This window comes from Edaphosphingomonas laterariae (genome assembly GCF_900188165.1).
GTDB classification, from domain to species: domain Bacteria; phylum Pseudomonadota; class Alphaproteobacteria; order Sphingomonadales; family Sphingomonadaceae; genus Sphingomonas_E; species Sphingomonas_E laterariae.
The window spans coordinates 41,995-55,448 of record NZ_FZOS01000024.1 but is presented as its reverse complement, the minus strand read 5'-3'; the positions used below and the strand labels follow the sequence as shown (position 1 = coordinate 55,448).

The following is a 13,454-nucleotide window of genomic DNA, read 5'->3' as shown; positions in this document are numbered from 1 at the left end:
CAGCACTTCCCCTTCCACGCCAACCTCCAAAAGTCAGCGTTGAATCAGAAATCCAGTCCAACGTGAATCCCTAAAATGTCACTACAGCCTAGAGCATTCGAGCCGACGTAGTCGGATCGGAAACTGCTCTAATCCCGCACCCACCGCGCGAAGATCGCCGTCGGCAGCAGCAGCCCGCGCGCTTCTTCGCGCACGGCCATTTCGCCCACTTCCACGCGGCCGCCGAGATGCGCGGTCGCCTGTTTCAGCAGTTCGCCGATCGCCAGCGCCGACATGCGCACGGCGTAAACCGTCAGCACGAGGAACTTGGACTTCTCGTCGAGCAGGTTGACGCAATGGGTGATCAGCCCGGGCAGATGCTCCTCCAGCCGCCAGACCTCGCCATCGGGGCCACGGCCGAATTTAGGGGGATCGAGCATGATGCCGTCATAGCGGCGGCCGCGCCGCACCTCGCGCGCGGCGAACTTCACCGCATCGTCCACCATCCAGCGGATCGGCCGGTCGGCCATGTCGGACAGGAAGGCGTTGGCCTTGCCTGCCTCGACCGATTTCTTCGAGGCATCGACATGCGTCACCTTGGCGCCCTTCGCCGCCAGCGCCAGCGTGCCGACGCCGGTATAGCCGAACAGGTTGAGCGCCTCGTCCCCCTCGTCGATCCGGTCGCGCATCCACGCCCATTGCGGCGCCATGTCGGGGAAGAAAGCCAGGTGGCGGAAGGGCGTGTTCTGGGCGAGGAAGCGCACCTCCTCCCACTTCAGGTGCCAGCCGCCGCGCGGCACATCGCGCGACAAATGCCATTTGCCGCCGCCATCTTCGTCGGACGCGGCGATGAAATCGCCATCGGCTTCCCAATTGGGATCCGCCGGCGCCCACATCGCCTGCGGTTCGGGGCGGATGAAGCGGAAACGGCCATAGCGTTCCAGCTTGCGGCCATGGCCCGAATCGACCAGCCCGTAATCCGGCCAGGCTTCGGTTATCAGGGTGATCAGATCGTTCATGCCGCCTTCGCCAATTTGCCGCCCACGGTGGCGATCGCGCGGCCACCGCCAAGCGCCCGCTGCCCCGCCGCCCGCGCATCCGCCAGCGCCACCGCGTCGATCGCGGCCACGGTTTCGCTGGCCGGGACGATCCGGCCGTGGACGTGAATCTGCCGCGCGAGATGGTCGCACCGCGCCGCCGGGCCTTCCAGCCCCATCAGCAGCCCGGCCTTGGCCTGCACGCGCGCGCGCTCCAGTTCCGTATCGGTCATGCCCTCGGCCGTGCGGGCCAGCACCTCTTCGGCCAGCGCCAGCGCCTCGGCGCCCTGTTCGCGCCCAGCGGCGCAATAGACGCCGAACAGCCCGGTATCGGCATAGCTCTGCGCCCAGGCATAGACGCTATAGGCCAAGCCCCGCTGCTCGCGCAGTTCCTGGAACAGGCGCGATGACATGCCGCCGCCGGCGGCCTGCGTGAACAAGGCCAGCGCATGCACTGTCGGATCGCGATAGCCGACACCCTGCCAGCCGAGCGCGAGGTGAATCTGATCGAACCGCCGGCGATCATGCTTGCCGCCGATCGAGAAGCTGGCGCCCGCCGCCGGCGCCGCGCTGCCGGCGACCATGTCGCCGAAATGCGTCTCGGCCAGTCGCAGCAGCTCGTCTTCATCCACCTTGCCCGCCGCGGCCAGCACCAGCCCGGCCGGGCGATACTGATCCGCCACCCAGCGCTTGAGCGCGGCGATGTCGATCGCGGCAATGCTCGCCTCGTCGCCCAGCACGGGCACGCCCAGCGGCTGGCCGGGGAAGGCCGCCGCCTGCAGGTGATCGAACACGATATCGTCGGGCGTGTCGCGCGCCTCACCCAGTTCGGACAGCACGACCTGCTTTTCCCGTTCCAGTTCGTCCGCGTCGAAATGCGGCGCGCGGACGAGATCGGCGATCATGCCGGTGCCGAGCGCCAGATCACCGGCCAGCAGGCGCGCATGGAACACGGTGTGGTCGCGCGCCGTCCAGGCGTTCAGCGATCCACCGACATCCTCGATATCCTCGGCGATGGCGCGGGCATCACGGGTGCCGGCGCCCTTGAACACCATATGTTCGACCATGTGGGCGAGCCCGCCCAGCCCCGCCGGTTCGGATCGCGCGCCGACATCGGCATAAAGGCCGACGGCCAGCGTCTCCACCCCGTCCATCGGCTCGACCGCGACGGTGAGCCCGTTCGCCAGCCGATGGAGGCGGGCGGTCATCGCGCGGGGGTCGCCCGTTCCGCGATATACCCCTGGATCGCGTCGAGCGTCGCGGGAAGCGTCGCATAACGCTCTTCCCGTTCGAACAGATTGCCCACCCGCGCCGGCAGATGCGGGCGATTGCCGGTCGCGCGTTCCACCGCGTCGCGGAACTTGGCGGCATGCGCCGTCGCCAGCGTCACCACCGGCACGTCGCGGCCAAGATCGGCGCGGTGCGCGGCGGCAAGGCCGATAGCGGTGTGCGGATCGATGATCTGGCCGCTCTTTTCGGCGGCGCGGCGCATGGCGAGCGCCATGCCATCGGCATCGATGCGGGCGCTGGTGAACAGGTCCGCCGCCTGTGCGCGCATCGCCTGCGGGATCGCCAGCGTCTTCGACGCCTCGAAACCGGCCATCGTCGCGGCCAGCGCCTTGCCGTCGCGGGCGTGAAGATCGAACAGCAGCCGTTCGAAATTGGAACTGACCTGGATGTCCATCGACGGCGCCGCCGTCGGCGTGACCGTGCCCACCGAATAGTCGCCGGCCGAAAGCGCGCGGTGCAGGATGTCGTTGACGTTGGTCGCGACGATCAGCTTGGCCACCGGCAGGCCCATCCTGGCCGCCGCATAGCCCGCGAACACATCGCCGAAATTGCCCGTCGGCACTGAGAAGGCGATCGAACGGTCGGGCGCGCCCAGCCGCACGGCCGCGTAGAAATAATAGACGATCTGGGCCATCAGCCGCGCCCAGTTGATCGAATTGACCGCGCTCAGGCGGAAGCGGCCGGCAAAGCCCTGATCGGCGAACATCGCCTTCACCAGCGCCTGCGCGTCATCGAAGCTGCCTTCGATCGCGATATTGTGGACGTTGGGCGCCAGCACCGTCGTCATCTGCCGGCGCTGCACGTCGGACACGCGGCCCAGCGGATGGAGCATGAAGATGTCGACCTTGGCGCGCCCGGCGAGCGCGTCGATCGCGGCCGAACCGGTATCGCCGGACGTCGCGCCGACAACCGTCAGATGCGTGTCGCGGGTCGACAGGAAGCGTTCGAACAGCAAGCCGAGCAGCTGCAGCGCCACATCCTTGAAGGCCAGGGTCGGGCCGTGGAACAGTTCGAGCAGCCAGTTGGTCGGATCGAGCTGGACGAGCGGCGTCACCGCCTCATGGTCGAACCGGCCATAAGCGGCGGTGCAGAGCGAACGCAGTTCCTCGCGCGTCAGCGAATCCCCGACGAACGGCGCCATCACCTCGACGGCGGTGTCGACATAGGACAGGCCCGCCAGCTTGCGGATCGCCTCGGCCGAGAAGTGCGGCCAGCTTTCCGGCACATATAGCCCGCCATCGGCGGCAAGGCCGGTCAGGGTGACGTTCTCGAAATCGAGCGCGGGCGCGGCGCCCCGGGTGCTGATATAGCGCATAGTGCGCCGCGCTTAGCCGCGTGGACGCCCCGGGGCAACTTTTCTGGCACATCGCCCCGGATTGGGGCACGAAAATAACAGCTGGCGGCGGCAGGTGCCGACACCGATCAATCAGAGATCGGCCACGCCCTCGACGATCTTGCCGCCAAGCGCGCAGCCACCTTCGACGATGGCCGATCCGCATTCGAGCGCAGCGCCGGCCACGTTGGTCGCGACGTCCATCGCGCCGGCCGCCGCCTGCCACGCGGTTTCGATCACGGCGTCCACCGCGATCTCGATCGCGACATCCCCGGCGAGTTCCTTCACCTCGCCTATCGCGTCGGACTTGCGCTTGCCCGTATCGCCGGTCGATCCCGCCATGTCGCTCACCCCCGCCCCGACTACGCCGCCTTCCGCGTCCTGAGCGCGATAACGTAGATCACCAGCGCCACCGCCGCGAACAGGAACCATTGCACGGCATAGCCGCGATGATTGTTGGGGATATTGGCGGGCGACGGCTTCTCGCTCGCCTCCAGCCCCGGCGCGGCCTTGTCGGCGACGAGGATGAACACGCGGTCGCGATCGAAATCGATCACGCCGTCCACCGCGCCGGCGAGGTTGGCGGCCTTGGGCGCGTCCGAACTGCGCGACCAGCCATAATCCACCGCCATGCCCGGCCCTTCGCCGCCGCCGGTGCGGCACGATGCGATGTGGCGCCAGCCCTGTTCGCCCTGCCGGTTGCGCCCGGCCCGCGCATCCCACTTCACCACTTCGAGGCAATGGCCGGTCGCCCGCCGGAAGACGAGCGCCTCGTCCGGCACCGGCACCGCCGGGAAGGCCGTCGGCGGCAGCTTTTCGGCCGCCGCATATCTGGCGAGCAGCCCGTCCTTCCAATCGGCCCGATGGAGCTGCCAGATGCCCAGCCCCACCATCACCGCGACGGCGACGAGCACCAGCAGGGTCGGCCAGAATGGCAATCGCTTCATGGCTGCGTCCCTTCCTCGACATCCTCGACCAGCCGGCCCTCGCGCGCGGCGTTGCGATATTCGAGCGCCAGCAGCATGCCCTTGGCGAGGCGCAGCGTGCCCAGCACCGCTACGGCCGTCACCGGCACCCACAGCAGCAGGTGAACCCAGAAGGGCGGCTGGACCGACAATTCCAGCGTGATCGCCAGCACCGTCACCAGCGCGCCGACGCCCAATGTCAGAAAGGCCGCCGGGCCATCGCCGACATTGAAGCTGGCGTAGGACAGGCCGCAGGCGCGGCAGGCCGGCGCGAAATTCGCGATTCCCGCGAACAGCGTTTTCGCGCCGCAGCGCGGGCACAGGCCGTGCAGGCCGGATTCGAAGGGCGTGGGCGTTTTCATTGCAGTCCCGCCATAGCACAAGCGCCGCCCCGGCCTAGCCGGAGCGGCGCTTGCATCACCTGGATTTCCCCCGGCCTATCAGCCGTGGACCGGCGCGCCCCAGCCGCCCCAGACATAGACGGCGACGAAGAGGAACAGCCACACCACGTCGACGAAGTGCCAGTACCAGGCCGCCGCTTCGAAGCCGAAATGCTGCTTCGGCGTGAAGTGGCCCTTATAGGCGCGGATCAGGCAGACGATCAGGAAGATCGTGCCGACCAGCACGTGGAAGCCGTGGAAACCGGTCGCCATGTAGAAGGCCGCGCCATAGTTCAGGCCTTTGAAGGCGAACGGGGCATGGGCATATTCATAGGCTTGGATGCAGCTGAACACGAGGCCGAGGATGACGGTGAGCCACAGGCCCGTCTTGAGGCCCTTGCGGTCGCCGTGCAGCAGCGCGTGGTGCGCCCAGGTGACCGTCGTGCCCGAGCAGAGCAGGATCAGCGTGTTGAGCAGCGGCAGGTGGAAGGGATCGATCACTTCCAGGCCCTTGGGCGGCCAGATGCCCGCCGCCTGGGTGAGCGTGACCGCGCCTTCGCTGACTTCGACCGGGGCCGGGAACAGCGAGAAATCGAACCACGCCCAGAACCAGCCGACGAAGAACATCACTTCGGACGCGATGAACAGGATCATGCCGTAGCGCAGGTGCAGCTGGACCACGGGCGTGTGATCGCCGGCATGCGCCTCGCGGATGACATCCGACCACCAGGAGTAGAAGGTGAAGAGCAGCGCCGCAACGCCCGCGAAGAACACATAGCCACCATAAGCGGCTTCGTGCATCCACATGATGCCGCCGGTCGCCATGATGAGCGCCGCCAGCGATCCGACCAGCGGCCAGATGCTGGGCGGAAGAATATGGAAGTCGTGAGTCTTGGCTCCAGCCATCTTTCTCGTCCCCTGGGTATTCCCTTTGCCTGTCCCTTAACCCTCGTCGTCGGCGGAATCCACCGGGAAGAAGGTGTAGGAAAGGGTGATTTCGTTGATATTCTTGGCGTCTGGATCCTGCAGGATCTTCGGATCCACATAGAAGATCACCGGCATGCGCATGGTTTCGCCGGGCTGCAGCACCTGCTCGGTAAAGCAGAAGCACTGGATCTTCGTGAAATACTGCCCCGCCTGGCTTGGCGTGACGTTGAAGGTGGCGGTGCCCTTGATCGGCTTGTCGCTCAAATTCGTGGCGTTGTAGAAGGCCATGTCCCTTGCGCCCACGGCCACGCGCTGCACATGCTCCTCGGGCGCGAACTTCCACGGCATGCCGGGCTTCACATTGCCGTCGAAGCGGACGTTGACGATCTTGCCGACCACCGCACCCGGCGCCTTCGCACCTTCCGCCTTCTGGATCGTGCCGTTGAAGCCGGTGACCTGGCAGAACAGCCGATAGAGCGGCACGCTGGCGAAGCCGAGGCCGATCATCGCGCCCACCAGCGCCATGGCCATCAGCCCCACCCGGCGGTTGCGTTCGGCCAGCGTCGTCATGGTCAGGCCATCTTCGCGATCGAGATCGCGTAGAACAGGATCACCAGCGCGCCGAGGATCAGCGCCATCACCAGGGCACGGCTGCGCTGACGGCGGCGGATTTCATCATCGGGCAGATTCATGCGAGCACCATCCGGTCGGCGACGAGCGCGCCGAACAAAACGAAGAGATAGACGATCGAATAAGCGAAGAGCTGCCGTTCGGGCTTCATCTTCGCCTGGTCGGTTTCATTGTTGAAGCACACCCGCGCCGAAAGCAGCAGGAAGACGCCCGACAGGACCACGGCAGCAATGCCGTAGATCGCGCCGGTCATCCCCAGCGGCCAGGGCGCCACCGCGGCGGCGGCCATCGGCAGCGTGTAGAGCAGCACCTGGTTGCGCGTCGTGCGCGTGCCCGCCACCACCGGCAGCATCGGCACGCCGGCATTGGCGTAATCGGTACGCACGAACAGCGACAGCGCCCAGAAATGCGGCGGCGTCCACAGGAAGACGATGGCGAACAGCAGCACCGGCAGCAGATCGATCTGGTTGGTCGCCGCCGCCCAGCCGATCAGCGGCGGGAAGGCGCCCGCCGCGCCGCCGATCACGATGTTCTGCGGCGTCCGCCGCTTGAGCCACACCGTGTAGATCAGGACGTAGAAAAGGATCGAGGCGGTGAGGATGGCCGCCGACAGCACGTTCACCGCCAGCCCCATCAGCAGGACCGAGAAGGTGCCGAGGCCGACGCCGAAATGCAGCGCGGACTGGCGGTCCATCCGCCCGGCCGGCAGCGGCCGATTGGCGGTGCGCTTCATCTTCGCGTCGAGATCGGCCTCATACCATTGATTGAGCGCACCCGCCGCCGCCGCCCCGAGCGTGATGCACAGGATCGCAGTGAAGCCGATCACCGGATGGATCGAAACCGGCGCAGCCAGCAGCCCGCACAGCCCCGTGAACACGACCAGCGTCAGCACCCGCGGCTTGCACAGGGCAAGGAAGTCGCGCCAGTCCGCCGGTGCTGTGACCGTGCCGTTCATCGTCGTGCTGTTCATCTCAGTCCAAACGTCGCTGGCCGATTATACTAGGCCGCCGCCCCGGAAGATACCGGAGCGGCGGCGATCGTGGTTCAAGCTGCCGTCCGGTCTCAATCGACCTTCGGAAGCGTCTCGAACTGGTGGAACGGCGGCGGGCTGGACAGCGTCCATTCCAGCGTCGTGGCGCCTTCGCCCCACGGATTTCCTTCCGCCTTCTTGCCCGCGATCAGCGACCAGATGACGTTGATGAAGAAGATCACCATGCCCACGGCCATCACCTTGTAACCCAGGGTCGCGAGGTGATTGTACTGGCCGAACGCATCCGGATAGTCCGGGTAGCGGCGCGGCATGCCGTCGAGGCCGAGGAAGTGCATCGGGAAGAACAGCAGGTTCACGCCCACGAAGAACACCCAGAAGTGCAGGTGGCCGAGGAACTCATTATACTGCTTACCCCACATCTTGCCGAACCAGTAATAGAAGCCGGCGAAGAGACCGAACACCGCACCCAGCGAGAGCACGTAGTGGAAGTGGGCCACGACATAATAGGTGTCGTGCATATAGTTGTCGACGCCGCCATTGGCGAGCACGACACCCGTCACGCCACCGACGGTGAACATGAAGATGAAGCCCAGCGACCAGACCATCGGGGTCTTGAAGGTCATCGAACCGCCCCACATCGTGGCGATCCACGAGAAGATCTTGATGCCGGTCGGCACCGCGATCACCATCGTTGCGGCGGTGAAGTACATCTTGGTGTTCACGTCCAGGCCGGTCGTGAACATGTGGTGCGCCCACACGATGAAGCCGACCACGCCGATCGCGACCATGGCATAGGCCATGCCGAGATAGCCGAAGATCGGCTTCTTCGAGAAGGTCGAGATGATGTGGCTGACGATGCCGAAGCCCGGCAGGATCATGATGTACACTTCGGGGTGGCCGAAGAACCAGAACAGGTGCTGATAGAGGATCGGATCGCCACCACCGGCCGGATCATAGAAGGTCGTGCCGAAGTTGCGGTCGGTCAGCAGCATCGTGATGGCGGCGGCGAGCACCGGCAGCGCGAGCAGCAGCAGGAAGGCGGTGATCAGCACCGACCACACGAACAGCGGCATCTTGTGGAGCGTCATGCCCGGCGCGCGCATGTTGAAGATGGTGGTGATGAAGTTGATCGCGCCCAGGATCGAGCTCGCGCCCGCAATGTGGAGCGACAGGATCGCCATGTCGACCGACGGCCCGGGCTCACCATAAGTGGAAAGCGGGGCATAGACCGTCCAGCCCGTGCCGGCGCCGCCGAAGAAGGGCGAGGCGAGCAGCAGGATGAAGGCCGGCACCAGCAGCCAGAACGACACGTTGTTCATGCGCGGGAAGGCCATGTCCGGCGCGCCGATCATGATCGGCACGAACCAGTTGCCGAAGCCGCCGATCATCGCCGGCATGACCATGAAGAACACCATGATCAGGCCGTGCGCGGTGACGAGCACGTTCCACAGGTGGAGCGCCTCGTCGAAGGTGCCCGGGCCATGGAGCATTTCCAGCCAGGTCGGCAGATACTGGATCCCCGGCTCGGCCAGCTCGACGCGCATCAGGCCCGAAATCGCGCCGCCGATGATGCCGGCGATGATCGCGAAGATCAGGTAGAGCGTGCCGATGTCCTTGTGGTTGGTGGACATGAACCAGCGGGCGAAGAAGCCCGGCTTGTGATCCGCGTCGTGGTGCGCATGATCGTCATGCGCCTGGAAATGCGCGGGCGCTGCGGTTGCGTCTGTCATTATCTGTCAGCCTTAGTTCGTCGGCGCCGCAGCGGCGGCGTTGGCGTTGGCGACCGGGGCGGCGGCCGGCTCCTCGGCGGGAGCGGCGGCAGCCGTGGCGGCGGGTTCGGCAGCGGCGGACGCGGCAGCCTCTTCGGCCGCCTTTTCACCCGGCATCGTGCCGCCCTTCAACTTCACCCATTCCGCATAGCGGGCGGGTTCGACCACTTCGACGGCGATCGGCATATAGGCATGGCGCGCGCCGCACAGTTCCGAACACTGGCCGAAATAGACGCCGACGCGATCGGCCTTGAACCAGGTTTCGTTGAGACGGCCGGGAACGGCGTCCATCTTGGCCCAGAAGGCGGGAACCGCGAAGCTGTGGATCACGTCGTTCGAGGTGACGATCAGCTTCACGACGGCGCCGACCGGCACCACGATCCGTTCGTCGACGGCAAGCAGGCGGGGGCCGTCCGCATCGGTGCGGAAACGCTCGCCTTCCTTAACCTCGTCCTTCTCCTTCAGCATGTTGGAGACGATTTCGAAGTCGCCATTGTCCGGATACTGATAGGTCCAGTACCACTGGTTGCCGATCACCTTGATCGTCACATCGGCCTTGGGCTGATTATACTGGGCGGCGAGCAGCCGGATCGACGGCACCGCGATCACCAGCAGGATCAGCACCGGAACCAGCGTCCAGATCACCTCGATGAAGGTGTTGTGCGTGGTCTTCGACGGCACCGGGTTGGCGGCCGCGCGATAGCGGAACATCGCCCACAGCATCAGGCCGAGCACGAAGACCGAGATCGCGACGATGATCGGCACGAGAATCGCATCGTGGAGCCACTGGCCGTCTTCGCCCAGCTCGGTCACCTGCGGCTGGATCTTCCAGCCACCGGGAATCGGCTGGCCGATTTCGGCTTCCGGCGCAGCATGTTGGAAAACGGGCTTGGCGGCTGCATCGGCCGAATCCCCGGCGGCAGCGGTTGCCGCCGGCGCCGCGGACGCGGCGGGGGCTGTGGCATTCTGAGCCAGTGCGGCTGCGGGTGCAGCGGCCAGCGTCAGCGCCATCATCATGGTCTTCAATGTTCTCATCTCACCCCCGTAAGCACCGCTTCCCTTGCGGCTGTTCGTTTTTAGGGCCTCTCGCGATCGCGGCGCTTATAGTGTCGGGTGGCGCCTGCCTCAAGCACTGGAATCGCATAATCTCCAGCAGTTGATGCCAGCGCCGCGCAAGCCTATCTGGCACGGCAATCAACCGCCAGGAGGACCAAGATGACCGAAGAAGAGATACTGGCGGAATTCCGCGCTGCGGAGGCCCTTTTGGAGGGTCATTTCATTCTTTCGTCGGGGCTTCGTTCGTCGCGTTATTTGCAGTGCGCGCGCGTGTTGATGAACCCGGCTCGAGCGGCCAAGTTGGCAGAAGCGGCCGCTTTTCAAATCCCCGACAAGGTGAAGATCCAGCTCGGCGCGGTGGTATCGCCGGCGATGGGCGGCGTGATCATCGGGCATGAGATGGGCCGCGCGCTCGGCCTCGACGCGATGTTCGTCGAACGCCCGACCGGCACCTTCGAACTGCGCCGGGGTTTCCGCCTCCACCCCGGCCAGAAGGTGCTGCTGGTCGAAGACGTCGTCACCACCGGCCTGTCCTCGCGCGAGGCGATCAAGGCCGTCAACGCCGCCGGTGGCGAGGTGATTGCGGCGGCCGCCCTGGTCGACCGGTCGGACGGCAAGGCCGATCTCGGCGTGCCCTTCTACCCGCTCATCCGCCTGTCGGTGCCGACCTACGATCCCGAAAACCTGCCCCCCGAACTCGCCGCCATTCCGGCGATCAAGCCGGGAAGCCGGGCCGCCGCATGAAGCTGGCCGTCGCCGCGATCGCGCTGCTGTTCGCGGCCGGCGCGGCGCAGGCGGCGGACGGAGCCCGCGCCGATCAGGCGATCGCGGCCTCGGGCTTCCAGGGCGTCGCGCTGATCGGCGAAGGCTCCGCGCTCGTCTATGAGCGCGCGGCGGGCGAGGTCCGGCCTGGCGAACCGCATCGGATCGATTCGGTGTGGCGGCTCGCGTCGGTCACCAAGCAGCTCGCCGCGCTGATCATCCTGCAGGAAGTGGCGGCGGGCACGATCGACCTTGAGGCACCGGTGCGCACCTGGTGGCCGGAATGGCCCGCCCCCCATGCCGACAAGATCACGGTGCGGATGCTGCTGCGCCACGAAAGCGGCCTGCCCGACCCGTCGGCCGGCATGCCCGGCGGCGACGACGACGTACCTGCCTTCTACCGGCAACAGGGCGTGGCGGCCGATCCGGCCGCGGCCGCGTCGGGCTTTTGCGCGGGCCCGCCACGCACCCAGGCGCCAGCCGGATTCCATTATAATAATTGCGATTATCTGGTGCTCGGCGCGCTTGCCGAGAAGGTGACGGGCAAGAGCTTCGCCACCCTGCTCGACGAACGGATCGCCCGGCCGCTCGGCCTGGCCTCGCTTGGCCTATTCGCCTTCGCCGGGCCGCCCGCGCCGCATGTTTCCGGCCTTATCGCAAAGTATGTGGCCGAACCGGCGATCAATCTCGGCAGCTATGGCGCGGCGGGCGCCGCCTTCATGCGCCCGCGCGACCTGTGGCTGTTCGATCGCGCGCTGATGGAAAACCGGCTGCTCGATCGCATCCAGACCGCCGCGATGTGGACGGGCGATCCCGGCCTCGGCTTCGCCGCGCTTGGCGCATGGAGCTATGCCGCGTCGCTGCAGGGCTGCCCCGACGAAGTGGCGCTGGTGGAACGACGCGGATCGATCGGCGGCGTCCAGATCCGCAATTTTCTCGCGCCCCACGCCCGCGTCGCCGTGATCCTGTTCACCAATCGCGGCGATTTCGACTATGGCGAGGTCGGCGATCGATCGGGCTTCGCGCACGACATGCTCGCCGCCGCTCTGTGCCCTGCCCCATGAGGTTCGCTACGTGATGACCGACCGTCTCCGCCTCGGCGTCAACATCGATCATGTCGCCACCATCCGCAACGCGCGCGGCGGGGAACATCCCGATCCGGTGCGCGCGGCGATCATAGCGGCCGAAGCGGGCGCCGACGGCATCACCGCCCATCTGCGCGAAGATCGCCGTCATATCACCGATGGCGATATCGATCGGCTGATGGCGGGCATCGCGCTGCCGCTGAACCTCGAAATGGCCGCCACCGACGAGATGCTGGCGATCGCGCTCCGCCACCGCCCGCATGCCGCCTGTATCGTGCCCGAACGGCGCGAGGAACGGACCACCGAAGGTGGGCTCGACGCGGCAGGGCAGTTCGATCATCTCGCGCCGATCGTCGGCCGGCTGGCGGACGCCGGCATCCGCGTCAGCCTGTTCATCGAACCCGATCCCCGCCAGATCGAGGCGGCGATCCGCCTGAAGGCACCCGTCGTCGAATTCCACACCGGCCGCTACGCCCATGTCGCGGGCGAGGCGCGCGCCACCGAATTGCGCCGCATCGCCGATGCCGCGGCACTTGCCGCCAAGAATGGCATCGAGCCCCATGCCGGCCATGGCCTCACCTTCGACAATGTCATGCCGGTCGCCGCGATCCCGCAGCTGAAGGAACTCAATATCGGCCATTTCCTGATCGGCGAGGCGATCTTCACCGGGCTCGCCGCCAGCGTCGCGCGGATGCGCGAACTGATGGATCAGGCACGATGATCCTTTTCTACGCCCGTCACCCCAGCGCAGGCCGGGGTCGCAAGGTGGCTGGGCGCGCCCTTGCCGCACACGATCCCAGCCTGCGCTGCGATGACGGTTTGGGGAGGCAGCCATGATCGTCGGTATCGGTTCCGATCTCTGCAACATCGCGCGGATCCAGAATTCGCTCGATCGTTTCGGCGAACGCTTCGTCAACCGCGTCTTCACCGATGTGGAGCGGGCCAAGGCGGAACGCCGCACCCTCACCCGCGCCGCCACCTACGCCAAACGCTTCGCCGCCAAGGAAGCCTTTTCCAAGGCCGTCGGCACCGGATTTCGCGCCGGTGTGTTCATGAAGGATATCGGCGTGGTCAACGCGCCGTCGGGCGCGCCGACACTCGCGCTGACCGGCGGGGCCAAGGCAAGGCTTGACGCGCTGACGCCGGCGGGCCACGCCATCGAAGTGCATCTGACGCTGACCGACGACCACCCCTGGGCGCAGGCGTTCGTCATCCTCTATGCCCGCGCCCTGTGATCGCCAAGGATGCGA

General features: G+C 66.4%; 15 protein-coding genes. 4 read left to right on the top strand and 11 right to left on the bottom strand.

Translation table 11 applies throughout. From position 1 onward, the window contains the following. Positions 1–128: 128 nt before the first annotated feature. The 11 genes from CHB74_RS16630 to coxB form a co-directional block, all read right to left on the bottom strand. On the bottom strand, positions 129–998 hold the full coding sequence (locus CHB74_RS16630) for a class I SAM-dependent rRNA methyltransferase (RefSeq protein WP_089220720.1): 870 nt from the start codon (positions 996–998) through the stop codon (positions 129–131). Continuing rightward, entirely contained in the window at positions 995–2,224 is a 1,230-nt protein-coding gene (locus CHB74_RS16625; protein WP_089220719.1) for a M16 family metallopeptidase, read from the bottom strand. The genes CHB74_RS16630 and CHB74_RS16625 overlap by 4 nt, the downstream gene beginning before the upstream one ends. Next, positions 2,221–3,621 carry a threonine synthase gene (thrC, locus tag CHB74_RS16620; RefSeq protein ID WP_089220718.1) on the bottom strand — a complete coding sequence of 467 codons (1,401 nt, stop codon included), beginning with the start codon at positions 3,619–3,621 and terminating at the stop codon, positions 2,221–2,223. The genes CHB74_RS16625 and thrC overlap by 4 nt, the downstream gene beginning before the upstream one ends. 111 nt (positions 3,622–3,732) lie before the next feature. Continuing rightward, entirely contained in the window at positions 3,733–3,981 is a 249-nt protein-coding gene (locus CHB74_RS16615; RefSeq protein ID WP_089220717.1) for a hypothetical protein, read from the bottom strand. A 20-nt stretch (positions 3,982–4,001) separates the two neighbouring features. Beyond that, complete coding sequence (locus CHB74_RS16610; RefSeq protein WP_089220716.1) at positions 4,002–4,586, bottom strand: SURF1 family protein; 585 nt, start codon at positions 4,584–4,586, stop codon at positions 4,002–4,004. Further along, the gene (locus CHB74_RS16605) at positions 4,583–4,966 is read right to left on the bottom strand and encodes a DUF983 domain-containing protein (RefSeq protein ID WP_089220715.1); all 384 of its coding nucleotides are present in this window, start codon (positions 4,964–4,966) and stop codon (positions 4,583–4,585) included. Before CHB74_RS16605 ends, CHB74_RS16610 begins: the two co-directional genes overlap by 4 nt. 78 nt (positions 4,967–5,044) lie before the next feature. Then, complete coding sequence (locus CHB74_RS16600; protein WP_089220714.1) at positions 5,045–5,890, bottom strand: cytochrome c oxidase subunit 3; 846 nt, start codon at positions 5,888–5,890, stop codon at positions 5,045–5,047. Positions 5,891–5,926: 36 nt separating this feature from the next. Beyond that, entirely contained in the window at positions 5,927–6,481 is a 555-nt protein-coding gene (locus tag CHB74_RS16595) for a cytochrome c oxidase assembly protein (protein ID WP_089220713.1), read from the bottom strand. Positions 6,482–6,599: 118 nt separating this feature from the next. Further along, a complete protein-coding gene (locus CHB74_RS16590; protein WP_089220712.1) occupies positions 6,600–7,511 on the bottom strand; it encodes a heme o synthase in 912 nt (303 codons plus the stop codon). A gap of 92 nt (positions 7,512–7,603) precedes the next feature. Continuing rightward, positions 7,604–9,262, bottom strand: coding sequence for a cytochrome c oxidase subunit I (ctaD, locus tag CHB74_RS16585; protein ID WP_089220711.1), 1,659 nt, complete (start codon positions 9,260–9,262; stop codon positions 7,604–7,606). Positions 9,263–9,274: 12 nt separating this feature from the next. After that, positions 9,275–10,336 (bottom strand): cytochrome c oxidase subunit II, encoded by a 1,062-nt coding sequence (gene coxB, locus CHB74_RS16580; RefSeq protein ID WP_089220710.1) that lies wholly within the window; start codon positions 10,334–10,336, stop codon positions 9,275–9,277. 180 nt (positions 10,337–10,516) lie between these two features. On the opposite strand from coxB, the gene pyrE reads away from it, so the two are divergent. From pyrE to acpS, 4 genes are all read left to right on the top strand, one after another. Further along, complete coding sequence (gene pyrE / locus CHB74_RS16575; protein WP_089220709.1) at positions 10,517–11,101, top strand: orotate phosphoribosyltransferase; 585 nt, start codon at positions 10,517–10,519, stop codon at positions 11,099–11,101. Further along, positions 11,098–12,183 (top strand): serine hydrolase domain-containing protein, encoded by a 1,086-nt coding sequence (locus CHB74_RS16570; protein WP_089220708.1) that lies wholly within the window; start codon positions 11,098–11,100, stop codon positions 12,181–12,183. Before pyrE ends, CHB74_RS16570 begins: the two co-directional genes overlap by 4 nt. Positions 12,184–12,196: 13 nt before the next feature. Then, positions 12,197–12,925, top strand: a complete 729-nt coding sequence (locus CHB74_RS16565; protein ID WP_089220707.1) for a pyridoxine 5'-phosphate synthase — start codon at positions 12,197–12,199, stop codon at positions 12,923–12,925. Positions 12,926–13,037: 112 nt separating this feature from the next. After that, the gene (gene acpS, locus CHB74_RS16560; protein WP_089220706.1) at positions 13,038–13,439 is read left to right on the top strand and encodes a holo-ACP synthase; all 402 of its coding nucleotides are present in this window, start codon (positions 13,038–13,040) and stop codon (positions 13,437–13,439) included. The last annotated feature ends 15 nt before the right edge of the window (positions 13,440–13,454 follow it).

Bases quoted from the DNA above. Each gene is read 5' to 3' on its own strand.
- CHB74_RS16595 (WP_089220713.1), bottom strand. From the start codon at position 6,481: ATGACGACGCTGGCCGAACGCAACCGCCGGGTGGGGCTGATGGCCATG.
- acpS (WP_089220706.1), top strand. From the start codon at position 13,038: ATGATCGTCGGTATCGGTTCCGATCTCTGCAACATCGCGCGGATCCAG.
- CHB74_RS16590 (WP_089220712.1), bottom strand. From the start codon at position 7,511: ATGAACAGCACGACGATGAACGGCACGGTCACAGCACCGGCGGACTGG.
- CHB74_RS16605 (WP_089220715.1), bottom strand. From the start codon at position 4,966: ATGAAAACGCCCACGCCCTTCGAATCCGGCCTGCACGGCCTGTGCCCG.
- CHB74_RS16610 (WP_089220716.1), bottom strand. From the start codon at position 4,586: ATGAAGCGATTGCCATTCTGGCCGACCCTGCTGGTGCTCGTCGCCGTC.
- ctaD (WP_089220711.1), bottom strand. From the start codon at position 9,262: ATGACAGACGCAACCGCAGCGCCCGCGCATTTCCAGGCGCATGACGAT.
- pyrE (WP_089220709.1), top strand. From the start codon at position 10,517: ATGACCGAAGAAGAGATACTGGCGGAATTCCGCGCTGCGGAGGCCCTT.
- coxB (WP_089220710.1), bottom strand. From the start codon at position 10,336: ATGAGAACATTGAAGACCATGATGATGGCGCTGACGCTGGCCGCTGCA.
- CHB74_RS16570 (WP_089220708.1), top strand. From the start codon at position 11,098: ATGAAGCTGGCCGTCGCCGCGATCGCGCTGCTGTTCGCGGCCGGCGCG.
- CHB74_RS16630 (WP_089220720.1), bottom strand. From the start codon at position 998: ATGAACGATCTGATCACCCTGATAACCGAAGCCTGGCCGGATTACGGG.
- CHB74_RS16600 (WP_089220714.1), bottom strand. From the start codon at position 5,890: ATGGCTGGAGCCAAGACTCACGACTTCCATATTCTTCCGCCCAGCATC.
- thrC (WP_089220718.1), bottom strand. From the start codon at position 3,621: ATGCGCTATATCAGCACCCGGGGCGCCGCGCCCGCGCTCGATTTCGAG.
- CHB74_RS16615 (WP_089220717.1), bottom strand. From the start codon at position 3,981: ATGGCGGGATCGACCGGCGATACGGGCAAGCGCAAGTCCGACGCGATA.
- CHB74_RS16565 (WP_089220707.1), top strand. From the start codon at position 12,197: ATGACCGACCGTCTCCGCCTCGGCGTCAACATCGATCATGTCGCCACC.
- CHB74_RS16625 (WP_089220719.1), bottom strand. From the start codon at position 2,224: ATGACCGCCCGCCTCCATCGGCTGGCGAACGGGCTCACCGTCGCGGTC.